Origin of the sequence: Plantactinospora sp. B6F1, from assembly GCF_040120695.1 — a bacterium.
In the GTDB taxonomy this organism is placed as follows: Bacteria; Actinomycetota; Actinomycetes; order Mycobacteriales; family Micromonosporaceae; genus Plantactinospora.
In genome coordinates, this window is the sequence record NZ_JBEEAC010000002.1 from 489,275 (window position 1) to 511,566 (window position 22,292).

The window sequence follows — 22,292 nt, forward strand, 5'->3', positions numbered from 1 at the left end:
AAGCGCCTGTCGTACCATCGCGGCCGTGACCAGAAGACTCACCGAGGTGGCCCGAAAGGCCGGGGTCAGCGAGGCCACGGTGAGCCGGGTGCTCAACGGACGGGAAGGCGTCTCCGAGAGCACCCGGGTCGCCGTGCTCACCGCGCTGGACGTGCTCGGTTACGAGCGTCCCAGCAAGCTGCGCGGCGAACGGGCCCGGCTGGTCGGGCTCGTTCTGCCGGAGTTGCAGAACCCGATCTTCCCGGCCCTGGCCGAGGTGGTCACCGGATCGCTCGCCCAGCGCGGACTGACCCCGGCGCTCTGCGCCCGGACCATCGGCGGGATCTCCGAGATGGACTACGTGGAGATGCTGCTGGACCACCAGGTCTCCGGGGTGATCTTCGCCGGTGGCTCGTACGCCCTGGCCGACGCCCCACACGACCACTACCGGCGGCTCACCGACCGGGGCCTGCCGGTGGTGCTGGTCAACGCCGGTGTCGACGAGTTGGGCTTTCCGTGTGTGTCGACCGACGACGCGGTGGCGGTCGAGCAGGCGTACGGGCACCTGCGGTCGCTCGGTCACGAGCGGATCGGCCTGGTCCTGGGGCCCGCCGACCACGTGCCGTCCCGCCGGAAGCTCGCGGCGATGGCGAACGTCGCCGGCTGGGCCGACGGCGAGGAGTGCCTGGAGCGGTCCAGCTTCTCCATGGAGGGCGCCCGGGTCGCGGCGAGCAAGCTGATCGAGCGGGGCGTGACCGGGATCATCTGTGCCAGCGACGTGATGGCGCTCGGCACCATCCGGGCCGCCCGCCGGCTGGGGCGGTCGGTCCCGGCCGACATCTCGGTGGTCGGCTTCGACGACTCGGCTCTGATGACCTGCACCGACCCGCCGCTGACCACGGTCCGGCAGCCGATCGAGACGATGGGGCAGGCCGCGGTGGACCTGCTGGTGAACCAGATCGAGGGGGTCGGGGTACTCACCGACGAGCTGCTCTTCGAACCCGAGCTGGTGGTACGCGGATCGACCGCGCCCGCTCCCCGGCACTGACCGGCAGCTGGACTTCAGTCGCCGTCTTTCAGGGTTCTGTCGCGTTATTGCGGTGCGGGAATCGAGTTTGTATCATCGTCGGTACGAAAGACGGCACGCCTCGCCGCCACCGAGCAGGGAGCAGGTACTCGTGTCCACATCGAAGCGCCGCCGGTGGTGGCGAGACGCGGTGATCTACCAGGTCTACCCGCGCAGCTTCGCCGACGACAACGGTGACGGCATCGGCGACATCGCCGGCATCCGGAAACGGCTGGGCTACCTGTCCGGGTTGGGCGTCGACGCCATCTGGTTCGGCCCCTGGTATCCGTCGCCGATGGCCGACGCCGGCTACGACGTCTCCGACTTCCGGGCCGTCGATCCGGTCTTCGGGACACTCGGCGAGGTGGAGGAGTTGATCGCCGAGGCACACGGTCAGGGCCTGCGGATCATCGCGGACCTGGTGCCGAACCACTGCTCGGACCGGCACCCCTGGTTCCAGGCCGCGCTGGCCGGCGGCCCGGGAGCGCCGGAACGGGAGCTGTTCTGGTTCCGCCCCGGTCGCGGCCCGGACGGCGACCGGCCGCCGACCGACTGGGTCGGCGAGTTCGGTGGCCAGACCTGGACCCGGACCACCAATCCGGACGGCACCCCGGGCGACTGGTACCTGCACCTGTTCGCCGCCGAGCAGCCCGACCTCAACTGGGACCACCCGCGGGTACGCGCCGAGTTCGAGGAGATCCTGCGGTTCTGGTTCGACCGTGGCGTGGACGGCATCCGGATCGACTCGGCGGCGCTGCTGCTCAAGGACGCCACCCTGCCCGAGGTGGTGGCGGGCTCACCGCATCCGTTCCACGACCTGGACGGAGTGCACGACATCTACCGGAGCTGGCGGCGGATCGCCGACAGCTACCCCGAGCCGCGCGCACTGATCGGCGAGGTGTGGCTGCCGGACCGGCAGCGGTTCACCAACTACCTGCGCCCGGACGAGCTGCACACCGCGTTCAACTTCGACTTCCTCAGCTGCGCCTGGGACGCGGCGAAGCTGCGGGAGAGCATCGACGGCACGCTCGCCGAGCACGCCCCGATCGGTGCCCCGGCCACCTGGGTGCTCTCCAACCACGACGTGACCCGGGTGGTCACCCGGTACGGCCGGGCCGACACCACGTTCAGCTTCGCGAGCAAGCGCGAGGGGACGTACACCGATCTGGAACTGGGTACGGTGCGGGCCCGGGCCGCCGCGCTGCTCTCGCTCTCCCTGCCCGGTGCCGCCTACGTCTACCAGGGCGAGGAGCTGGGGCTCTGGGAGGTCGAGGACATCCCACCCGCGCTGCGTCAGGACCCGATGTATCCGCGCTCCGGATTCGTCGACCCGGGTCGGGACGGCTGCCGGGTGCCACTGCCGTGGTCCGGTGACACGGCGCCGTTCGGGTTCAGCCCGGAGGGCGCCTCGACCCCGCCCTGGCTGCCGCAGCCTGCCGCCTGGAAGGACCAGACCGTGCAGGCCCAGACCGACGACCCGCACTCGATGCTGGAGCTGTACCGCGCGGCGATCCAAATTCGCCGCCGCCTGCCCGCGCTCGGCGACGGCACGCTGCGCTGGCTGTCGGCGCCGGACGGCGTACTGGCCTTCGCCCGCGATCCGGGGTTCGCCTGCGTGGTGAACCTCTCCCCGGCTGCCGTACCGCTTCCGCCGCACCAGAGCCGCCTGCTGGCCAGCCGCCCGGTGGACGGGGACCTGCTGCCCTCCGACACCGCCGTCTGGCTGCGTACCGCCGAGCCGAGTTGACGGCGCGCCGGCCGGTCGTGCCCGCCACCGCGCCACCACCACCGGTAGGTTGCGCGCCGCTACTAGGGTGTTCCCGAGCTGACGAGGGGGATGTCGGATGGGGAAGACGTACGACCGGATCGACGGCAGGCTCCGGAGCTTCATCGAGGAGCAGAAGGTCTTCTTCGTGGCGACCGCGCCGCTCGCCGCCGACGGGCACGTCAACCTCTCGCCCAAGGGCCGCGCCGGGACGCTCGCGGTGCTCGACGAGCAGACCGTGGCATACCTGGACTTCGGCGGCAGCGGGGCGGAGACCATCGCGCACCTGCGGGAGAACGGGCGGATAACCCTGATGTGGTGCGCCTTCGACGGCCCGCCGAACGTCGTCCGGGTGCACGGCCGGGGCGAGGCGGTGTTCCGGGACGATCCCCGGTGGACGGAGCTGGTCCGCCACTTCCCGGGACAGGCCGACGCGGCCGGACTGCGGGCGATCGTGCTGGTCGAGGCGCGCCGGATCAGCGACACCTGCGGCTATGCGGTCCCGTTCATGGACTACCGGGCGGAGCGGACGCTGCACGCCGACTACTTCGGCCGGAAGACCGACGACGAGTTCGCCGCGTACTGCGAGCGGAAGGAGCACGTCGGCAGCAGCCTCGACGGCCTGCCCGCGCTGCCGCTCCCGCTGCCGCCGCTGCCGGCCTGACCCGCGCCGGCTGCCGGAGCGCCGGAGCCCGCCCAGGCCGTAGCGCCGGTGGGTCCGGGCGGTAGCGCCGGTGCGCGCCCGTCGTCCGGGCTCACGCCCGGCCGAACGACCCGTGCCGGCCCTCACCCGAGGTGAACCGGGCCACCCCGTCGGTGGCGTCGGTGGCGAGCGAGTTCATCCCGTACGCCAGCTCGGTGCGCATCGCCTCCTCCTCCGGCCGGCCGGCGGCGGCCAGCGTGGAGAGTCGGTCGTTGCGTAGGCAGGTCTGTGGGAAACCGGCGATCTCGACCGCCAGCGCCTCGGCGGCGGCCCGCGCCTCGCCCGGCTCGACGAGCCGGTTGACCAGACCCATCTGGTACGCCTCCGGAGCCGGCACGGGCCGGCCGGTCAGGATCAGATCCATCGCCCGGCTCTGCCCGATCAGCCGGGCCAGCCGCACCGTCCCGCCGTCGATCAGCGGTACGCCCCAGCGGCGGCTGAACACCCCGAAGACCGCGTCGGACTCGGCGACCCGCAGGTCGCACCAGAGCGCCAGCTCCAGCCCGCCCGCGACGGCGTACCCGGAGACGGCGGCGATGACCGGCTTGCCCAGGCGCATCCGGGTCGGCCCCATCGGGCCGTCGCCCTCCGGCTCGACCCGGTTGCCGCTGGAGGTGGTGATCGCCTTCAGGTCGGCGCCGGAGCAGAACGTGCCGCCCTCACCCCAGAGCACCGCCACCGAGGCCCGCTCGTCGGCGTCGAAACTCCGGAACGCTGCGGCCAGCTCCCGCGCGGTCGGACCGTCCACCGCGTTCCTGGTCTGCGGCCGGGACAGCACCACCGTCCGAACCGGACCGTTCTCCTCGACTCGTACGCCCACCGGACAAGGATGCCGCCCCGGCCCCCGAATCCACACCCCCTAGGTCGTCGATCCGGGCCGCCCGGCCGGTTACCGCCCGGTGAGCGCGTCGAAGCCGCCGACAGCCAGTTCGGCCAGCTCGTCGAGGGCCTGCCGGGCCCGGGCCGCCGTGGCCGGATCCCGCTCGGGCAGTCCGCTGGCGAGGAACTCGTCCTCGTCGAGCCGGAGCACCTGGCTCAGGTCGGCGGACGCCCACAGGTCGAGGTCCAGGTCCGACACCACGATCACGCCGTCCCGCACGGTCGCCGGCCGGGTCACGTCGCAGTACCAGCCCTTGCGCGTGTCGGCGGCGTCGCGGACCTCCTTGACCGAGTACCACCGGTCGCGCCAGTAGTGCTCGGTCCAGACGTCACCCGGCTCGAACCGGACGAAGCCCATGTCCCGGACCAGGTCGCCGGCCCAGGGCGCCCGGACCGCGAGGTGGACGCCGTCGTCGAAGAGCACCGACGCGGGATAGCGCAGGTCGGGCCGTGGGGCCTTGACCAGGTGGATCGTCACCGGCTGGCCGACCGCGAGGATCTCGTCCCCGGTCGAGCCTCCGCCGCCGGTGTCGCCGTCCCGGACCGTCATGCCGTGCTACCCCCCCGCCGCTGGTGTCGTCGCGGCCGACGGTACCGGACCCCTGGATGGTGGCTCCGGGGCCGGTCAGGAGGGTGGCGAGACGGGCCACTCCTCGAACGCCGCGCACCGGCCGTCCCCGGCGAAGGTCATGATCCAGAGGTCCCGGAACTCCTCGCCCCTGCCGTACCGGACCTCGATCCGGGCCACCCCGACGGCACCGTCGACCGCGACGATCTCGCTGGTCATCTCGAACTCCTCGGCCGGGCCCTCCCGCTCGGCCTCCCACATCTCGGCGATGTTCCGCAGCCCGACCACCGGCTCCCGGTACGGCCCCTGCAGATAGCTCGCGTCGGAGGTGAAGATCGCGGCGAGTGGTTCGGTGCCCGGGGTACGCCAGGCACGCTCGTAGTCGACGATCCAGTCCTGCACCCGGGTCCGGTCCATGGTGTCCCACTGTGCCACCTGAAACCACCGCTGACCCGGCCATTCACCCGAGCAGCTCCCGCAGCGTGTCCCGGGCGTCCCGCCGAGGTCGCCAGCCCAGCTCACGCTCCGCCCGGGAGCAGTCCAGCAGCGGGACCGCCGCACCCAGCTCCAGCCAGCCCTCGTCCACCGGCGCCATCCGGGTCCACCAGGCGGCCCGGGCCAGCAGCCGGAGTAGGGCCAGCGGCAGTGGGGCCGCCCAGCCGCCCAGTACCGCCGCGACCAGCGGTCCGTCCAGCACCGGCTCGGCGGCGATGTTGAACGCGCCGGTCCGGTCACTGCGCAGCGCCCGCAGGTACGCCTCGGCGGCGTCGTCGGCGTGCACTACCTGGACCCGTAGCCGGCGGTGCCTCGGTACCACCGCCAGCCGGCCCGGACGGAGCAGCGCGACCGGCGCGAACCGGCCGAGAACGTACCGGGTGACCTCGGCCCCGGCGTTGTGCTGGAGTACCAGCGCGGTGCGCAGCCGGGTGACCCGGAGTACCGGATAGTCGCGTTCGGCGTCGACGAGCATCGCCTCCACGGCCGCCTTGTCGACGCTGTAGCCGGAGCGCCCGACGCCGGTGACCGGCCAGTTCTCGTCGACCCGCCGGTCCTTCGGCCCGGGCGCGTACGTCCCGATCGAGGAGGCGTACACCAGTTTCGGCACCCCGGCCGCCAGCATCGCGTTGACGACGTGTCGGCTGCCGTTGACATTGGTCTGGCGCAGCCGTCCCCGCTGGTCACTGGGCTGGACCTGCCAGGCCAGGTGCACCACCGCATCCACCCCGGCCAGGCGTTCGGCCAGGGAGTGCAGGCAGCCCGGGTCCCCGAGGTCGGCGGCGTGCCACCGCACGCGGTCGTACGGCGCCCCGGCCTCCGCCGGCGGGCAGCGCCGGGCGATGCCGACCACCTCGACGTCCGGCTCGCGGGCCAGCCGACGCAGCAACGCCGTACCGACGTTCCCGGTGGCTCCGGTGATCGCGACCCGCATGTCGGGCGGTCTACCCGGAGCGGGTCGGGGTAACCCGTCCGGGTGGTATCGGGCCGATCCACGGGGACGCGAGGTTTGTCCGCCGCCGCGCCGGGTAGTCCGGGTCGGTGCGAGCGATCCTGAAACTTGAGCAGGCGACCGGCCTGGACCGGACGGCGGAACGCATGCAGCGGGTGGTCGCTGCGGCGATCCGCCCGCAGTGGCTGCGCGACCTCCTGCACGGGGTGCCGATCGGGCACCCGTTGCACCCGGCGCTGGTCCAGGTGCCGCTCGGCGCCTGGATCAGTACGGCCGTCCTGGACCTGATGCCCGACCAGCGGCGGTCCGCCACCACCCTGGTGGCGGTCGGTACGGCCGTCGCGGTGCCGACCGCGATCTCGGGCTGGAACGACTGGGGGGCGCTCTCCCGGGAGCAGCAGCGGGTGGGTCTGGTGCACGCGCTCGCCAACGGCGTGGCCATCGCGATGTACGCCGGCTCGCTGGGCGCCCGACTCTCCGGACGGCACGGTCTCGGCCGTGCCCTCGGCTACCTGGGCCTGGCCGCCGCAGGCAGCGGCGGGTTCATCGGTGGGCACCTCGCCTACAAGCAGGCGGCCAACGTCAACCAGGGGGTGCCGGACCTGCGCCGGATCGAGGACGGCTGGCACGCGCTGGCCGACATGTCCGCGCTGCCGCAGAAGGAGCTGCTGACCCGCCGGATCGACGACGTCGCGGTCATCGTCTACCGGGACGGCGACGACGTCACGGTGATGCTGGAGCGGTGCGCCCACCAGAGCGGCCCGCTCGGTGCCGGCGAGGTCGTCCGGGAGAACGGGCGCACCTGCGTGAAGTGTCCCTGGCACGGCAGCATGTTCGAGCTGGACGGCGGCGAGGTGGTGCACGGCCCGGCCAGCACCGACCAGCAGATCCTGCCCACCCGGGTGGTCGGCGGCGTCCTACAGACCCGCCTGCCCTGAGGATCGGTGCCCGTCCCGGCTCGCTCAGCCACGTAACCGGTGCCGGCCGTTGCCGAAGCTGGGCCGGCGGCCCGAGCGGTTCCGCAGCCCGAAGACCGCACCCACCTGCGCGCCGACGATGCTGGCCACCGCGATCACCGCCGAGACCGCGAGCGGCCGGTTCAGTTCCTCCGCCGCGCCGGCCCGCGAGGCGGTGACCCGGTAGGCGGTGCCGCCGCCATCACCACCGGACGGCTGCGCCGACGGCGGGTCTGCCGGTGCTTGCGGACCGACCGGTGGTTGCGGCACGTCCGGCTGTCCGGACTCCGACGTTGGATCGACGGGTACGGTCGGCTGCCAACCGCCGGGCGGCGGCGGGATCGCGACCAGCCCGGTGGCATGCGGGCGGGCACCCCGGTCCTCGGCGGACGGGGGCAGGTGCAGTAGTTGGCCCGGCCGGATCCGGTCCGGGTCGCGGATCTCGTTGAGCCGGGCCAGTTCCGGATAGCGGTCGAAGTCGCCGAGGTAGCGGCCGGCGATGTGGCCCAGGTAGTCGCCGCGCTCCACCCGGTACACCGGCTCCGGCTGCTTCTCCGGCTCGCCGGCCAGCCAGTGCGGCGCGGGCCCGGAGGCCGGCTCGCCGGCCAGCCAGTGCGGCGCCGGCCCGGACGCCGGTCCGCCGTCCCCACTGACCGGCCGCCCACCGTTCACCGCCTGCCCGATGCCGGCCGTCCCCGGCTGCCCCACGGCGGGGGGCTCTCCCGCCACACCCGGCTTGGCCGCTGCCATGCCCGGCTGACCTGCCACCATGCCCGGCTGGGCCGCCACCGCCGCGGTGGACCCCAGCACCGTCGCGGCGGCGGTGGCGGCCGGGCTGACCGCCAGGACCAGCGCCACCGAGCCGACCAGGGTGGCGGCCCAGCGTTGCTGGCGGCCGAGTCCGGGCAGCCGGATCGCCGGCCGGCGCAGGATCCGGGCCGGTACCTCGACCAGTACCGAGATGGCGAAGGCGGCCCAGCCGGCCCAACCGACCACCGCGAGTGTCCGGAGGAAAAGTTGACCGTCGTCCCGGCTGGTCAGCGCGGTGCCGATCTCGTCCAGCCCCGGTACGTGGTCCGGCAGCGGATTGCCGGCCAGGGCCAGCAGCGCCAGGGGCGCGCCGACGAGCAGTCCGATCAGGACGGCCAGCGCCCCGAGCCCGGTGCAGAACTGGCCGGCCCGGCGGGTGGCCCGGGATGCAGGCATGGCTATGCCCCCTATTCAGCGGTTCGTCGTGGTGAGGAGTGTCGCGGTGGCCGTACCGGGCACCGTGATGTTGTCGGCGAAACCGAACAGGTCGAGGAAGACGGTGTCGTAGTCGAGTTCGAGGTTGACCGTCAGCGTCGAGTTGTCGCCAGCGACGGCGAAGTCGACGTCCCAGCGCTCGACGCCGTCCACGCTCGCCAGGTAGTTGCCGACGGCGGTACGGGCGGCGGTCTGGTCCAGCAGCGTGCTGCCGTCCAGAAGCAGTTGCCCCAGGTCGATCGCCTGCCCGCCGGCCCGGGCCGCCTCGGCCGCCAGGTTGTCGGCGCGCTGCATCGTGCGGAGCTGACCGGCACCGTCGTACGCCAGCCCGATGATCGCGAGTACGCCGATCAGCGCGACCGCGAGGAAGAGGCTGACCCGCCCCGCGTCCGGGCCGACCCGGTCGGCACCGGGGTGATCTTCACGCAACCACCACAGCATCACCCCCACGTCGGGTGGCGACTGTGGTTTCCTGCTGCCATGCCCCCGCCCAGCAGCACCCTGCACGCCGCCGACCAGATCGCCTACCTCGACCAAGCCGCCGCCAGCGATCCTGGACGCCGATACAAGCAGCAACTCCTCACGGCGCTGGACCTGCGCCCAGGCCACGTGGTGCTCGATGTCGGGTGCGGACCTGGAACAGACCTTCCCACGCTGGCCAAGGCGGTCGGAGAGAGGGGAGCCGTCATCGGTATCGACCACCACCCAGCGATGCTGGCGCAAGCCCAGCAACGAACCGCAGCGCACCCACACATCACGGTTCGAGCCGGCGATGCCCACGCTCTGCCACTCGACGACGCCAGCATCGACCGTGCACGCACCGATCGGGTGCTGCAACACCTCGCCGACCCCCGCCAGGCAGTGGCCGAGCTGCGACGAGTCGTACGTCCCGGCGGCCTGATCGCGCTGGCAGAACCGGACTGGGACACCCTCGCCATCGACGCTACCGACACCGCAACGAGCCGGGCCTACACCCGCTACGTCACCAGCAAGGTGGTTCGCAACGCCGCCATTGGGCGGCAACTCGGCCGGCTCCTCAACGATGTCGGGTTCGAAGTCACCGCCATTGAGGCCACCGTCGCGATGTTCCACGATTATCAAGCTGCGGACGCCATCCTGCGGATGCCCGCCGTCGCCCAGCGCGCGTGGCAGTCCGGCGGCCTCGACGAGAACGCCGCCCGGACCTGGCTCACCAGCTTGACCAACGGTCCGTTCCTGGCTGCGTTCACATTCTTCACCGCTATCGGCCGCGTTCCCACCACAAGCGGCTAGACGGCGGGATTCGCCGTTCCAGCCAGCCTGGCTTACGTCTGCACCATCGCCTGTTCCGGGACTGAAGCACACCCAGACGCACATCAGAGATCACCCACTCTCGGGTTGGTGATCGGAGTAGCTTCAGTAATCCCGAACCCGAGAGCTCTGCCACGGTAGCGGTCCAGCGGGGACGCGAACGTCGCCTCGACGGTGCTGTAGGTCCGTACCCCCGACAGCAGCGGCATCCGCAGGTCCCGGACCGAGACGTCGCAGCTGACCCTGACGACCACCGAGGCGTCGGTGCCGAGGCCGGTGGCGTACACCTCGTCGAAGCCGGCCCGCTGGCCGTCGACCGTGCCGGCGAAGTCCAGCTCGGGCTCGTCGGAGCAGGCGAGCCCTTCCGCGTCGAGCCGGCTCCGCACCGCCGCCCGGGCCGCGTCCCGCCCGTCACCCGCCGTACGCGAGATCGAGGCGGCCCGGGCGGCGTCGTGCGCGGCGGCCTCGATCGCCTCGTGTGCGACGGCGGTCCGGCCGGCGACCCCGGCCAGCGCGACCAGGGCGAGGAAGGCCGGGGTGAGGATCGCGGTCTCCACCGACACCGAACCCCGGTCCCGGCGGCGTGCCCCCCGCCCCGCGCCCGGGCCGGTCACGGCGCGTCCTCGTCGGTGAACCGCTCCACGGTGCCGAAGGCCGTCTCGCGGATCGGCGGCAGCGAGATCAGCGGCATCACCCGGAGCGGTTCGCCGGTGACGGTGGCGTTCACCTGCGTGTCGCCGGGCTCCGGGACGGTGACCGTGACCTCCCAGTCGACCAGCCAGTCGCCGGCCCGCGCCAGGAAGTCCTCGGCGCGCTGCTGCCCCACGCCCGGCTCGGCCTGGTAGGCGCGTTGTGCGCTCACCGCCGACTGGGCGGCGTTCAGCGCGGTGGCCCGGGCGATGAACCAGGCGGCGGCCTGGATCGAGGCGAGCAGCAGGATCAGGATGGCCGGCATCAGCACGGCCAGCTCGACCGGGCTGGCGCCCCGGTCCTGCCACAGGTCGACGCGGGCGCGCGGGCGTGGCACGGATCAGTCCTGCGGCAGTCCGCCGGGATCGAGGCCGGTGTCCGCGCCACCGCCGCCCGGCTCCGGAATCGCGTCCATCCAGTCGGTGACGCTGCGCGACACGGCGACGGTGACCGCCAGGGCCGCGGCCACCAGACCGAAGATGATGACCGCGGTCGGGACCGGGCTGTCACCCCGGTCTCCTTCACCGGTACGGCGCAGCTCGGCGATCCGTACGACGAACGCGATGTGCAGGTAGTTGATGATCGACATTGCGGGTCTCCCTTCGGTGCATCGGTGGGGCAGCGGTCAGATCCGCGCCACGAACGGATAGAGGACGAAGCCGACGAGTACGAAGACCAGCAGCGCGCCCGGCACGTCCAGCCGGCTGGTCACCGCCTCGGCCCGGGCCAGGTTGTCGGTCCGGATCTGGTCGCGCAGCGAGTCCGCCCGGCCCCGCAGCGAGTCGTGCACCTGGGCGCCCTCGGTGCCGGAGGACTGCATGATCGCCCCCACGTCGCCGAGTTCCGGGATGCCGATCTTCTCGGCCAGTTCACGCAACTCGTCCCACGGCGAGTGCATCTGGAGCTGGGCCAGCCGCAGCGCCTCCCGGATCCGCTCGAAGACCCAGCCGTCACAGACCTCGGCCGCCCGCTCCAGCGCCTGCACCGGACCGTGCGCGGCCGACAGTTGCAGGGCGACCAGGTCCAGGTAGGCGCAGACGGCCTGCCGGAACTCGCACCGGGCCCGCTCTGCCTTCACCAGTACGCTGCGGTGCGCCATCAGCACACAGAGCAGCGCGAAGCCGAGCGCGCCGACGGTCGGCACCACGAACGGCAGCCGGATCCCGGCGACGAGGAGGATCGCGGTCGACACCGCCGGGGTGGCCAGCCCGATCAGCCCGGAGAGCAGCAGCGAGAGCGTGTACTGCTCCGGCGACTGCCCGATCAGCGCGAGCTGCCGGTGCGGTGGACGCAGCCAGCGGGCCGCTCCGGCCAGCCAGTCGAGGTCGCGGCGGGAAGAAGGACGGGCCGGCCGGCTCAGCCCGGCCGGCTGGTGCAGCCGACGCAGCGCCGGACCGAGCGCCGGAGTCGCCGGCAACGCCTCCCGGACCAGCAGGAACAGTCCCAGCCCGACGGCGGCGCCGCCCACCACCCCGAACGTCAGGGGCCAGTTCAGAATCACACTGTCCCCCTGCCCGTTCGCGACTGCGGGGCTCGCAACCCCGGCTCACTCCTCGCGCTCACCGGAGCGCCTCCTCCCGGTCGGGCGGGGCGAGGAACCGGGCCGGCCGGGGCGGCAGGCTCATTGCCCGTACCCAGGCCAGCAGGGCGATGAAGGCGGCACCGAGCAGCACCATCACCAACTGCCCGTCCGGCGTGCCGTACGGCTCCATGTAGTCCCGGTTCAGCAGCCCGTACGCCAGGACCAGCAGGGTCATCCCGGTCAGGAAACGCACCGCGAACCGGGGCTGCGCCCGCTTCGCCTCCACCTCCCGCCGGGTCACCACCTCGGCCGCCGCCGCCGAGGCGATCGCCCCGAGCACGTCACCGAGCCGCTCGCCCCGGTCGGTCAGGTGCAGGATCAGCGCCGCCACCACCTGGTCGCAGACCGGATCGCCGATCTCCTCGGCGAACGCCAGCAGGGCGGCCCGGCCCTGCCAGCCGGCGGCCAGCCTGGCGGCGAGCAGGCGGACCTCCTCGTCGATCTGGTCCGGTGCGGTCGAGACCGTACCGATGATCGCCTGCTGGAGACCCTGGCCGGTGCCGGAGACGTCCTTCAGCCGGCGGGCCCACTCCCCGATCGCCTCGATCCGGTTGATCGCCCGCCGCTCGGCCCGACCGGTGCCGAGCAGCCACGGCACGCCCGGCACCGCGACGGCGACCAGCAGCCCGACCACCGGCAGCCCGGTGAGCAGGAACGCCAACGCCCCGGCCACGGTCGCCCCGACCAGCAGCGTCTGGTGCGTCCGCCGCTCCCGGGCACTCGTCCCGGTGCCGAGCCAGAGCCTGCGCAGCACCGGGTCGCGGCGCGGTCCCGCCGGCCGCTTCGTACCCACCAGCGCGACGACCACCAGCACCAGCCCGGTCGCGCAGGCGATCCCGGAGAGTACGGCGATCAGCTCGACGTTCGACGGCAGCGTCACGACGCCACCCCCGCGCCCCGCGCACCCACGCCGACCCAGCCGAGGTGGCCCAGCCCGAGCCAGCCGGGGGAACCCATGCCGGAACAGCCGACGGGACCTACGCCGGGACGGTCCAGGGGGCTCATGCCGGCCGCCCCAGTCGAGTGTGCCGGGGCCGCCGCCACGCACCGGTGCCCGCCTCGATGTAGCGGGTCAGCAGCCGCGCGTCGTACCCGACCCGGAGCAACTGGTCGCGGACCCGTTCCGGCAGATGGCGGGGGACAGCCCGGCCGTCCGGCCCCGGTCCGAAGACGGTGGTCGTGGTGATCCGGTTGCCCTCGCCGACCCCGACGACCTCCTCGACGTGCGAGACGAACCGGTGCTTGCGGCCACCGATCGCGGTCTCGTCCTCGATGGTTACGTAGACGATCAGGTCGAGCGCGTTACCGGCCATCCGCCGGGCCTGCTCGACGGTCATCTCCCGGCCGTGCGACAGTGCCAACTCGATGATCCGCTCGCTGACCCCGGCCGGGGTACGGGCGTGGATGGTGCACATCGAACCCCGGCTGGTGGTCATCGCCTGGAGCATCGGCACGATCTCCCGGGACCGGACCTCCCCGACGATGATCCGGAGTACTCCCATCCGCAGCGCCACCGGGATCAGGTCGGCGATGGTCACCTCACCGGCCGGCCGTCCGTCCGGCCCCCGGTCGCCGTGCCCCTCCCGGGACTCGAAGCTCATCACCGCCCGGTGCTTGCGGCCCCGCCGGGCGGGCAGCAGTTCGCGGCTCTCCTCCAGCAGCACGTACGGCTCGTCGGCCGGGATCTCGTCCATCAGTGCCCGGATCACCGTGGTCTTGCCCGCTCCGGCCAGGCCGGCGACCATGATGTTCAGCCCGGCCCGCATCGCCGCCCGGAGGAAGTCCCGGATCAGCACGTCGATCATCTCGTCCAGGTCGGCCCGGCCGCCGGAGATCTCGTCGAGGGTCACCTCGATGGTGTTGTGCTTCCGGATCACCGCGTACGGGCGGTGGCTGACCAGGAAGACGGCGGCGAGCCGGCTGCCGTCCGGCAGTTGCAGGTCCAGGGTCGGCTTCGAGGTGGAGAGGGAGCGTTCGGTGGCGCCGGCCCGCCGCGCCGCCGCCTGGAGGATCTCCACCATCTCCTCGTCGCTGTCCGCGATCGGTTCGGCCCAGTCCACGCCGCCGCCGCGCCGGGTGATCCGCACCGAGTCGCAGCCGAGGATGTGCACCTCTTCGATCGAGGTGTCGACGAGCAGGGTCTGCAACCGACCCAACCCGACCAGTTCCGCGTTGACCTGGTCGAGCAGCATCCGCTCCTCGGTCGCCGACATCGGGGTACCGGCCCGGCGGGTGGAGTCGGCGTACTCGGCGACGACCGCCACGGCGAGCCGGGCCCGCTCGACGTCCTCCTCCGCGGTGCTGAACTCCCGGCCGCGCTGCCAGAGGGTCAGCCGTTCACTGAGTTCGCGCCGGAGTTCCCGGACCACCGCGAAGTCGACCCGGGGCCGGGGCGGCGGGGAGGGCGGGGTCACCGGCTGCGGCACCAGGGCGTACGACGCCGTCGCACCGTTGTACGAGGGCGTCGCGCCGTTGTACGAGGGCGTCGCACCGTGGTACGACGCGGTCGCACCGTCGCTGTACGAGGGGATCGGGTCGCCGCTCGGCAGCGGTACCGGCCGGTGCCCGTTGTGCGGGACAACCTGCCAGACCGGGGCGGTGGTGGCGGCGTCGGGGTCGTGCGGGCGCGGATCCGAGTAGACCGGCTCAAAGCGCACCAGGCACCCCCTCGATCGCGGCCGGCCAGCCGAGCCGGGCCCGGCGCCGGTCCAGGACCGCCCGGACCGGCACCTCCAGGGCGCTGGCCGCACGCATCAGCGGTCGGCTGGCGCGTACGGTCCCGCCGTGGCTGAGCACCTCGGCGGTACGCGGGTCGTCCGGCAACTGCGCGATCACCGGCAGCCGGAGCGCCTTGCCCACCTCGCCGCGGCCGTGCTCCCCGCCGATCAGCAGCAGTCGGAGCGTGTCGGCCGGTACCCGGTGTTCGGCGAAGTCCCGCTCGATCGCCCGGATGGTGGCCTGGGTGCTGGACAGGTGGGGCAGCCGGGCTGCGGTGACGACCAGTACGAGGTCGGCGGCCCGGAGCAGCGGCCACGGTGGACCGACCACCTGGAGCCGGCCGCAGTCGACCAGCACGTCGTACGCCGGGCGGCCCTTGGCCAGCCCGGTGAAGAAGTCGGCGAACCGCTGCCAGAGCGGTACGACGCTGCCGGCCTGCGCCGGGTCGACCACGCCGGGCAGCAGCAGCCGTTCCCGCCTGGGCGCGTCGAGGTCGACGAGCTGTGACCAGAACGCCTCTTCGAGGTTGCCGTCCCGCAGCTCGCCGACGGCCAGTTCGCCGATGCCGCGGGGTCCGGGCAGCGCCCCGCCGAGGTAGCCGGCCAGTACCGAGCCGCCGGACGGGTCGCACTCGGCCAGCACCACCCGGTGGTGCCAGCTGAGCGTGCAGGCGAGCGCGGTCGTGGTGACCCCGGGCGATCCCTTGGCCGAGACGAGGGCGACGATGGCCACGGTCAGGCTGCCGCGTTCAGTACGACCGCGATCCGGTCGCTGGTGGCCAGCGCCACCACCGCCGGTACGTCCTTGGCGGCGAGCGCGAGGTAGATGACCACCGAGTTGCTGGCCGGGACGGCCATGTCGATGACGGTGGCCTGGAACCGGGTGGCCGGGGCGGCGGCGCCCCGCGCGTCGTCACCGGCGGTGCTGAACAGCAGCACCCGGTCGCCGGGGCGGAGCCGTTTCGCGGGTACCTCGCTGGGGCGCAGCCCGATCGAGATCTGCTGCTGGCCGGGGCCGAGCAGCGGCTTGTCGGTGAGCTGCGCCATGGTCAGCAGGGTGCCCGGGGTCAGCGTCACGGTGGCCCGCTTGCCGACCACCTCGCCGAGCCGGTCGGCGGCGACCGGTTCGAGGCCCTGCCCGCCGGCAACCTGCACCGCCACCAGGTCGTCGGCGGCGAGTGCGGCGCCGACGGGTACGGCCCGGGCGACCGCGAGGTAGCTGCCGGTGGCGCGTACGGAGGTGATCGCGAACGCGGACCCGAGACCGCCGAGCGCGATCAGGAGTACGGCGAGGCCGAGCAGCCCGGGTCGCATCCGGCGCTGCCGGACGATCCGGGGCGGGGTGATCGGCGCGTCGATCGGCGCACCTGTGCTCGGACTGGTCGCCACGGTCACCTCGTCACCACCTGGAGTTCGTCGATTCGGATCGAAGCCGTGTCGGTGCGTTCGGTGGAGAGCGCGTCCTCGTCGCCCTCGCCGGTGCTGCTGCCCCAGGGCACGGTCCAGTGCTTGACCGCCGTGATCTCGTACCGCCCGCCCGGCCTGGTGCTGCTCGCCCGCGGATAACCGGCGTACGCGCACGCCTGGCGGGGTGGCCGGCGCGGGTCGTGGACACCGGCCTTGAACGGGATGCCCGCCGTGCTGCACTCCAGCGACTCGCCGTTGCCCATCCGCCAGACGATCTTCGTCGGGATCGCCTCGATCCAGACCGTCACGCCGCCCTCGGTCGCGGTCTCCCGCTCGGTCTCCCAACTCGACGCGTCGTGCAGCCAGACCGGCACACCGACCAGGCCGGGCGCATCACTCGGCGCGGTACGGATCCGCGGCGGGTCCAGGGTCAGCCTGGCGAAGAGGTCCAGGGCCATCTGCTCGGGGTCCGGCGGCGCGAAACCAGCCGGCGGGTCGGTCAGGTAGACCAGCTCGGAACTTCCCGCCGCGCTGCACGTCCTCAGGTACGCGGTCCTGCCCGGCTCGGCGTCCGGCGGCTGCGGCTCGGCCCGCTTGTAGTAGCAGTCGTCGGCGCTGTTGAACCAGCCCAGCACGTCGTCGTAGCAGGGCACCCTGGTGCCGTCGTCCCTTTCGCACACCCGGTTGCCGCGGCCGGAGCCGCCGCCGTCACCGGAGCCGCCGCCGTCGTCGTCCCCGCCCGGCTCGCCGGGCAGGTGCTCCCAGACGTCGCAGTTGGCCTGCCCGGGCGGGCACTCCGCACCCGGCGCGGCGGCGGCCGGAGTACCGGACACCGTCAGCGCGGCAGCCAGGGCCAGCACGGCCACGGCGCCGGCCGCGAGTGCCCGCCGGCTCGACACGGCCACGGCCTCCCCAGCCGGCCCTCGCCAGGCCCGCACGGCCGACGTTCGCCAGGCCGGCCCCTGCCGGGTCAGCACGGCTGGTCCTGGTACGAGGCGCCGATGTTGATCAGCCAGCGGCCGTCGGGATAGCGGGTGGCGGTCGCGGTGGCGAGGTGCCGGCCGCTGGCCGAGCCCGGGACCACCTTCCGGTCCTTCTTGTAGACCAGCCGGTAGCCGGTGGCGTCGATGCAGTCCTGGATCGAGACGGTGGCCGGGTCGGAGTCAAGATCGATCGCGGTGACCGTCGGATTGGAGACGAGCTTCCCGGTTCGCATCGCGCCATGCTCCTTCGCGTCCCGAATGGTGAGCCGGACCCGGGTCAGTAGTGGATCGGCGAGATATTTCCGCAGTTGCGGGTCGAGCGGATCGCCGGCCTGCTCCGCTTTCCGGACGGCGGCCAGGTAGCCGGCATAGGCGGCGAGTGCGGATTCCTCCGCCTCGGCGACCCGGGCGTCGGCGCTGGCGGCCGGCCCGGGCCCCGTGTCGCGCGGTGCCGCGCTGCCCGGCCGGTTTCCGCAGCCGGTGCCGCCGAGGAGCAGCGCCACCGCGAGCAGGGCGCTACCGAGGTACGCCGGCTGCCGCGTTCGCAACGGTGCCTCCTCCTGCTCCGTCGCCGCCCGCCCGCACCTGGGCGGAGTTGACCGGTTCTTCCCGCAGATCCGATCCGTCGGCCAGAACGTGGGCACGGTCGCTCCGGCCCGAAGGCCCCTGACCGGGCCCGGCGCCGCTGCATCCACATTCGGGTAAGTCGATCTGGATTCTTGGTCCGGTATTACCAATCGATCTTTTTGTTTCCTGATGGTCGACGGTTGTGCGTCGTCCAGATGGCGAGCATAGGCTGACCGCCGACGATACAACAGGGGCTATTCAAGAGAATACGTACGGTTACGATCTCTGTTGTCGATCAGCGCCGCGATCATATGATGTCGATCGATGGTGCTTATATGATCAATAGCAGTTGGACGGTGGAGATCTGCCGCCCCTTCCGCTCTGATTGTGCCGGCTCTGGGGAGCGAAATGCCATGGATGACGATGATCTGACAGCTTCCGTACCGGTGCTCCCCGCAGTGCCGGTCGGGGTTGGGCGGTCCTCGCCGCGGCGCCGCCCCGTCGTCGTCTGGCGGATGGGTGTCGGCTCGCCGAGCCAGCGGAGAACTGGAAACAGCGATCATGAAGTTACTCTGCGTGTTCTGGGTTGCTCCGGATCCGGGCGGACCGGGCCCGCCGCCGACCGGGAGGTCGAGATGTGGAGAACCGCGACACCGCGTACCCCGGTGAAGCCCGCCGGCGCGGCGGCGCGGCGGCCGCTCCGGTGGCTCGCGTTGATGACCGTCGCCCCGGTACTGCGCTGGCTCGTCGCCGCCGAGTCGGTCCCGTACGGCCGGCCGCGCCGCTCTGGCTGTGACCACTGTGGCATCCCGATCGGCCCCGCAGGCTCACTGCGCGCGCTCGCCCCGTCGGCCCGTTGCCCCGGCTGCGGCGGCCGGATCGGCGCCCCGCCGCTGGCCGTCGAGTTCGCCCTGCTCCTCGCGGTGGCGGCGGTGGTCGTGGCCGGACGGTCGCCGGTCGAGTCGATCGCATTCGGCTGGTGGGCCGCGTGCGCGGTGCCGTTGCTCTTCGTCGATCTGGCCGTACACCGGCTGCCTGACCGGCTCAGCTATGCCGCGGCCGGCGGCACCCTGGCCCTGCTCGGCCTGGCCGCGCTGGTGGCCGGCGACCCCACGGCCTGGTGGCGGGCCGTACTGGCCGGGCTCGGTGCGGCCCTGTTCCTCGCCGGCACCACCCTGCTGCTCGGCCGCCGGGGCTTCGGACTCGGCGACGCCAAGCTGGCGCTGAGCGCGGCCGCCGTCCTCGGCTGGCTCGGCTGGCCGGCGGTGCTCCTCGGCACGCTGCTGACCTTCGGCTCCTCGGCGTTGTGCGGGCTGGCCCTGCTCGCCACCCGCCGGATCGGCTGGGGCGGCCACCTGCCGTTCGGCCCGTTCCTCGTCCTCGGCACGCTGGGCACCCTGGCACTGAGCTGACCCGTGCGGCTGGACGACGGCGATGCCGACCCGTGCGGCTGGCCGGCGCGGTCAGCCGGCCGACGGGCCCACCGAACGGCCGGCCCGGTAGACGCGCATCTTCGCCCGGCTGCCGCAGACGCTCATCGTGCACCACCGACCGCGTCCGGCCGGGCTGTGGTCGTAGTAGACCCACTGGCACCGGTGTGCCGCACAGGCCTTCAGCCGGGGCCAGGTTCCGGCGGTGGCGGCGTTCAGGATCGCCGCCGCCACCTCGGCGATCAACGCCGCCGACCCGCCGAGCCCGGTCGCCGGCACCGCCCGGGCCGCACCGGTGGCGTCGATGGTGAGCAGCAGCGGGGACGTCGCGAGGGTGTAGCGCAGCGCGGCCGCGGACGCCGCCGGCACCTCGCTGCCGGCGTGCCCCCGGCAGGCGTCCCGTAACGCCTCCCGGAACCGCCTCGTCTCGGTCACGTCGGAGTCGGTGAAACTGAGTCCGGCCGCGTCGTGCGTGGCGGCGAAGGCGGTGAGTTCGGCGATCGTGCGCAGCCGGTCGCGGCCCGCCTCGATGTCGACGGTGTTCAACAGATCCTGCACCAGCGCCAGCGGTCCGGGTGCGGGGGCACGGTCACCGGGCTGCCTCATGACGTCACCGTACGCAACCGGCGCCGGATACGGAAACGTCTGTCGATATGTTTCGACTATTACGACGAGGCCGGGCCGGTCAGCCGGTGGGTGAGTGCGGTGTGCCGGCGGCCGGTGCCGGCGGTGCGGACCGCGATGGCCAGCGCCTTGCGCGACCCGGTCAGCACCACCAGCTTCCGGGCCCGGGTCACCGCCGTGTAGAGCAGGTTCCGTTGCAGCATCGTGTACGAGCTCATTGTCACCGGTACCACCACCGCCGGATACTCGCTGCCCTGCGACCGGTGCACCGTGATGGCGTACGCGTGTTGCAGTTCGTCGAGTTCGTCGAAGTCGTACCCGATGTCCTCGGCCTCGTCGGTGCGGACGGTGAGCCGGCGGTCCTCCACCGACAGCTCGGTGACCACCCCGACGGTGCCGTTGAAGACCCCGGCGGCGCCCTTGTCGTAGTTGTTCCTGATCTGGATGACCTTGTCGCCGACCCGGAAGACCCGGGCCCCGTGCCGGCGCTCCGGCTGCCCCTCCCGATACGGCGAGATCGCCCGTTGCAGCGCGGTGTTCAGGCTGCCGGCACCGGCCGGACCCCGGTGCATCGGGGTGAGCACCTGGATGTCCCGGGGGCGCAGGCCGAACCTGCGCGGCACCCGGCGGGCGACGATGTCCACCACCAGCTCGGCGGTGGCGTCCGGCTCGTCCACCGGGAAGAGGAAGAAGTCGGGGTACTCGCCGAGCAGCGGCAACCGGCCGGCGTTGATCCGGTGCGCGTTGACCACCACCCCGGACTTCTGCGCCTGCCGGAAGATCTTCGTCAACCGGACCCGGGGGATCGGCTCGGCGCCGAGCACGTCCCGGAGCACCTCCCCGGCCCCGACCGAGGGCAGCTGATCGACATCGCCGACCAGCAGCAGGTGCGCGCCGGGCGCGACGGCCTTGACGAGCTTGTTCGCCAGGATCAGGTCGAGCATCGACGCCTCGTCCACCACCACCAGGTCGGCGTCGATCGGGTTGTCCCGGTCGTGCGTCGGGTCGCCGCCGGGGCGCAGTTGCAGCAGCCGGTGCACGGTCGCGGCCGGATGCCCGGTCAGCTCCGTCATCCGCTTCGCGGCCCGGCCGGTCGGCGCGGCCAGCACGATCTTCGCCCCCTTGGCCGCGGCGAGCGCGATCACCGAGGAGACGGTGAACGACTTCCCGCAGCCGGGCCCGCCGGTCAGCACCGCGACCCTGGAGGTCAGTGCGAGCCGGACCGCGGCCTCCTGCTCCGGGGCAAGGTCGGCACCGGTCCGGGTACGCAGCCAGGCCAGCGCCTTCGCCCAGTCCACAGTGGCGAATGCCGGCATCCGGTCGGTCCGGTGCCGCAGCAGCCGCAGCAGGCTTGCGGCGAGCGCCGACTCGGCCCGGTGGAACGGCACCAGGTAGACCGCCGGGATCGTGCCGCCCCCGGTGCTCGGATTGGGCACCGCCTCCCGGATCACGCCCTCCTCGGCGGCGAGGTCGGTCAGGCAGTCCCGGACCAGCTCCACCGGTACGCCGAGGATCTCGGCCGCGTCCGCCACCAGGTTCGGCTCGGGCAGGTAGCAGTGCCCGGCGTCGGCCGCCTCGGAGAGGGTGTACTGGATGCCGGCCCGGACCCGCTGCGGACTGTCGTGCGGGATCCCGAGACCCTGGGCGATGGTGTCGGCGGTCTTGAAGCCGATCCCCCAGACGTCGGCGGCCAGCCGGTACGGCTCGTTGCGGACGACCGAGATGGACCCGTCGCCGTACTTCTTGTAGATGCGCACGGCCAGCGAGGTGGAGACGCCGACGCCCTGGAGGAAGACCATCACCTCCTTGATGGACTGCTGCTCCACCCAGGCGGCGGCGATCAGCTTCGTCCGCTTCGGGCCGAGCCCGGGGACCTCGACCAGCCGCCCGACCTCCTCCTCGATGACCCGCAGCGTGTCCACGCCGAAGTGCGCGACGATCCGCTCGGCCATCTTCGGGCCGATCCCCTTGATCAGGCCGGAGCCGAGGTACCGCTCGATGCCCTGGACCGTGGCCGGCAGCACGGTGGTGTACGACCGCACCTCGAACTGCCGCCCGTACTTCGGGTGGGTGCTCCACCGCCCGACCAGCCGTACGCTCTCGCCGGGCTGCACCCCGAGCAGCGAGCCGACCACGGTGAGCAGGTCTGGTCCGGTCCGCTCGGTGGCGAACCGGGCGATGGTGTAGCCGGTCTCCTCGTTGGCGTAGGTGATCCGTTCCAGCACCGCCTCCAGCACCACCCCGCCCGGCTGCTGCTCGGCCTGCCGTCCGGCCGTCGCCCCCTGCCGTCCGGCCGTCGCCTGCCGTCCGGTGGCGGTCGCCTGCCGCTCGGCGGTCGTCACCTGCTGTCCGGTCACCCGAGCATCATGGCGCACACCTGCGTCACTGGTTGCT

Annotated in this window: 24 protein-coding genes; 6 read left to right on the forward strand and 18 right to left on the reverse strand. The window is 72.8% G+C overall.

All coding sequences use genetic code 11. The annotated features are described in order from the left end of the window. Positions 1-25 precede the first annotated feature (25 nt). The 3 genes from ABNF97_RS05395 (at position 26) to ABNF97_RS05405 (ending at position 3,474) form a co-directional block, all read left to right on the forward strand. Entirely contained in the window at positions 26-1,027 is a 1,002-nt protein-coding gene (locus ABNF97_RS05395) for a substrate-binding domain-containing protein (RefSeq protein WP_130461461.1), read from the forward strand. 130 nt (positions 1,028-1,157) lie between these two features. Further along, a complete protein-coding gene (locus ABNF97_RS05400) occupies positions 1,158-2,792 on the forward strand; it encodes an alpha-amylase family glycosyl hydrolase (protein WP_130461462.1) in 1,635 nt (544 codons plus the stop codon). 97 nt (positions 2,793-2,889) lie between these two features. After that, positions 2,890-3,474, forward strand: coding sequence for a pyridoxamine 5'-phosphate oxidase family protein (locus ABNF97_RS05405; RefSeq protein ID WP_130461463.1), 585 nt, complete (start codon positions 2,890-2,892; stop codon positions 3,472-3,474). 91 nt (positions 3,475-3,565) lie between these two features. Here ABNF97_RS05405 and ABNF97_RS05410 read toward each other — a convergent pair whose 3' ends face one another. The 4 genes from ABNF97_RS05410 to ABNF97_RS05425 form a co-directional block, all read right to left on the reverse strand. Continuing rightward, positions 3,566-4,333 (reverse strand): crotonase/enoyl-CoA hydratase family protein, encoded by a 768-nt coding sequence (locus ABNF97_RS05410; RefSeq protein WP_130461464.1) that lies wholly within the window; start codon positions 4,331-4,333, stop codon positions 3,566-3,568. A 69-nt stretch (positions 4,334-4,402) separates the two neighbouring features. Then, positions 4,403-4,942, reverse strand: a complete 540-nt coding sequence (locus ABNF97_RS05415) for a DUF402 domain-containing protein (protein WP_130461465.1) — start codon at positions 4,940-4,942, stop codon at positions 4,403-4,405. Between the two features lie 75 nt (positions 4,943-5,017). Next, complete coding sequence (locus ABNF97_RS05420) at positions 5,018-5,395, reverse strand: nuclear transport factor 2 family protein (protein WP_349337816.1); 378 nt, start codon at positions 5,393-5,395, stop codon at positions 5,018-5,020. 25 nt (positions 5,396-5,420) lie between these two features. Further along, positions 5,421-6,389 carry an NAD-dependent epimerase/dehydratase family protein gene (locus ABNF97_RS05425; RefSeq protein WP_349337817.1) on the reverse strand — a complete coding sequence of 323 codons (969 nt, stop codon included), beginning with the start codon at positions 6,387-6,389 and terminating at the stop codon, positions 5,421-5,423. Between the two features lie 107 nt (positions 6,390-6,496). Here ABNF97_RS05425 and ABNF97_RS05430 point away from each other — a divergent pair, with 107 nt between their 5' ends. Further along, positions 6,497-7,345, forward strand: a complete 849-nt coding sequence (locus tag ABNF97_RS05430; protein WP_349337818.1) for a Rieske (2Fe-2S) protein — start codon at positions 6,497-6,499, stop codon at positions 7,343-7,345. A 24-nt stretch (positions 7,346-7,369) separates the two neighbouring features. Here the strand turns inward: ABNF97_RS05430 and ABNF97_RS05435 are convergent, their stop codons facing one another. Both ABNF97_RS05435 and ABNF97_RS05440 read right to left on the reverse strand, forming a co-directional pair. Continuing rightward, complete coding sequence (locus tag ABNF97_RS05435; protein WP_349337819.1) at positions 7,370-8,569, reverse strand: LysM peptidoglycan-binding domain-containing protein; 1,200 nt, start codon at positions 8,567-8,569, stop codon at positions 7,370-7,372. A 15-nt stretch (positions 8,570-8,584) separates the two neighbouring features. Beyond that, the gene (locus ABNF97_RS05440; protein ID WP_349337820.1) at positions 8,585-9,037 is read right to left on the reverse strand and encodes a pilus assembly protein TadG-related protein; all 453 of its coding nucleotides are present in this window, start codon (positions 9,035-9,037) and stop codon (positions 8,585-8,587) included. A 51-nt stretch (positions 9,038-9,088) separates the two neighbouring features. Between ABNF97_RS05440 and ABNF97_RS05445 the strand changes: the two genes are divergently transcribed. Beyond that, positions 9,089-9,880, forward strand: a complete 792-nt coding sequence (locus ABNF97_RS05445) for a methyltransferase domain-containing protein (protein WP_349337821.1) — start codon at positions 9,089-9,091, stop codon at positions 9,878-9,880. An 83-nt stretch (positions 9,881-9,963) separates the two neighbouring features. Here ABNF97_RS05445 and ABNF97_RS05450 read toward each other — a convergent pair whose 3' ends face one another. From ABNF97_RS05450 to ABNF97_RS05495, 10 genes are all read right to left on the reverse strand, one after another. Next, entirely contained in the window at positions 9,964-10,512 is a 549-nt protein-coding gene (locus ABNF97_RS05450; protein ID WP_130461471.1) for a TadE/TadG family type IV pilus assembly protein, read from the reverse strand. Beyond that, complete coding sequence (locus ABNF97_RS05455) at positions 10,509-10,925, reverse strand: TadE family protein (protein WP_349337822.1); 417 nt, start codon at positions 10,923-10,925, stop codon at positions 10,509-10,511. The genes ABNF97_RS05450 and ABNF97_RS05455 overlap by 4 nt, the downstream gene beginning before the upstream one ends. Positions 10,926-10,928: 3 nt before the next feature. Further along, entirely contained in the window at positions 10,929-11,177 is a 249-nt protein-coding gene (locus tag ABNF97_RS05460; RefSeq protein WP_130461472.1) for a hypothetical protein, read from the reverse strand. A gap of 36 nt (positions 11,178-11,213) precedes the next feature. After that, positions 11,214-12,086 (reverse strand): type II secretion system F family protein, encoded by an 873-nt coding sequence (locus ABNF97_RS05465; RefSeq protein WP_349337857.1) that lies wholly within the window; start codon positions 12,084-12,086, stop codon positions 11,214-11,216. A gap of 61 nt (positions 12,087-12,147) precedes the next feature. Then, on the reverse strand, positions 12,148-13,050 hold the full coding sequence (locus tag ABNF97_RS05470; RefSeq protein WP_486484534.1) for a type II secretion system F family protein: 903 nt from the start codon (positions 13,048-13,050) through the stop codon (positions 12,148-12,150). 121 nt (positions 13,051-13,171) lie between these two features. Then, on the reverse strand, positions 13,172-14,827 hold the full coding sequence (locus tag ABNF97_RS05475) for a TadA family conjugal transfer-associated ATPase (RefSeq protein ID WP_349337823.1): 1,656 nt from the start codon (positions 14,825-14,827) through the stop codon (positions 13,172-13,174). Next, positions 14,817-15,620: a CpaE/TadZ family protein gene (locus tag ABNF97_RS05480; RefSeq protein WP_349337824.1), complete on the reverse strand. Its 804-nt coding sequence runs from the start codon at positions 15,618-15,620 to the stop codon at positions 14,817-14,819. The genes ABNF97_RS05475 and ABNF97_RS05480 overlap by 11 nt, the downstream gene beginning before the upstream one ends. A 2-nt stretch (positions 15,621-15,622) precedes the next feature. Then, complete coding sequence (locus tag ABNF97_RS05485) at positions 15,623-16,282, reverse strand: SAF domain-containing protein (protein ID WP_130461474.1); 660 nt, start codon at positions 16,280-16,282, stop codon at positions 15,623-15,625. Then, positions 16,279-17,193, reverse strand: a complete 915-nt coding sequence (locus ABNF97_RS05490; protein WP_349337825.1) for a hypothetical protein — start codon at positions 17,191-17,193, stop codon at positions 16,279-16,281. The genes ABNF97_RS05485 and ABNF97_RS05490 overlap by 4 nt, the downstream gene beginning before the upstream one ends. 71 nt (positions 17,194-17,264) lie before the next feature. Next, positions 17,265-17,825, reverse strand: coding sequence for a hypothetical protein (locus ABNF97_RS05495; protein ID WP_349337826.1), 561 nt, complete (start codon positions 17,823-17,825; stop codon positions 17,265-17,267). A gap of 735 nt (positions 17,826-18,560) precedes the next feature. On the opposite strand from ABNF97_RS05495, the gene ABNF97_RS05500 reads away from it, so the two are divergent. Next, positions 18,561-19,256 (forward strand): prepilin peptidase, encoded by a 696-nt coding sequence (locus ABNF97_RS05500; protein ID WP_349337858.1) that lies wholly within the window; start codon positions 18,561-18,563, stop codon positions 19,254-19,256. A 51-nt stretch (positions 19,257-19,307) separates the two neighbouring features. On the opposite strand, the gene ABNF97_RS05505 is transcribed toward ABNF97_RS05500, so the two are convergent. After that, complete coding sequence (locus ABNF97_RS05505) at positions 19,308-19,880, reverse strand: CGNR zinc finger domain-containing protein (RefSeq protein ID WP_130461477.1); 573 nt, start codon at positions 19,878-19,880, stop codon at positions 19,308-19,310. Positions 19,881-19,939: 59 nt separating this feature from the next. After that, entirely contained in the window at positions 19,940-22,138 is a 2,199-nt protein-coding gene (recD2, locus tag ABNF97_RS05510; RefSeq protein ID WP_349337859.1) for an SF1B family DNA helicase RecD2, read from the reverse strand. Between the last annotated feature and the right edge of the window lie 154 nt (positions 22,139-22,292).

Excerpts from the sequence above, each read along its gene's own strand:
- ABNF97_RS05405 (WP_130461463.1), top strand. The coding sequence starts at position 2,890 with ATGGGGAAGACGTACGACCGGATCGACGGCAGGCTCCGGAGCTTCATC.
- ABNF97_RS05415 (WP_130461465.1), bottom strand. The coding sequence starts at position 4,942 with ATGACGGTCCGGGACGGCGACACCGGCGGCGGAGGCTCGACCGGGGAC.
- ABNF97_RS05425 (WP_349337817.1), bottom strand. The coding sequence starts at position 6,389 with ATGCGGGTCGCGATCACCGGAGCCACCGGGAACGTCGGTACGGCGTTG.
- ABNF97_RS05435 (WP_349337819.1), bottom strand. The coding sequence starts at position 8,569 with ATGCCTGCATCCCGGGCCACCCGCCGGGCCGGCCAGTTCTGCACCGGG.
- ABNF97_RS05445 (WP_349337821.1), top strand. The coding sequence starts at position 9,089 with ATGCCCCCGCCCAGCAGCACCCTGCACGCCGCCGACCAGATCGCCTAC.
- ABNF97_RS05460 (WP_130461472.1), bottom strand. The coding sequence starts at position 11,177 with ATGTCGATCATCAACTACCTGCACATCGCGTTCGTCGTACGGATCGCC.
- ABNF97_RS05500 (WP_349337858.1), top strand. The coding sequence starts at position 18,561 with ATGACCGTCGCCCCGGTACTGCGCTGGCTCGTCGCCGCCGAGTCGGTC.
- ABNF97_RS05505 (WP_130461477.1), bottom strand. The coding sequence starts at position 19,880 with ATGAGGCAGCCCGGTGACCGTGCCCCCGCACCCGGACCGCTGGCGCTG.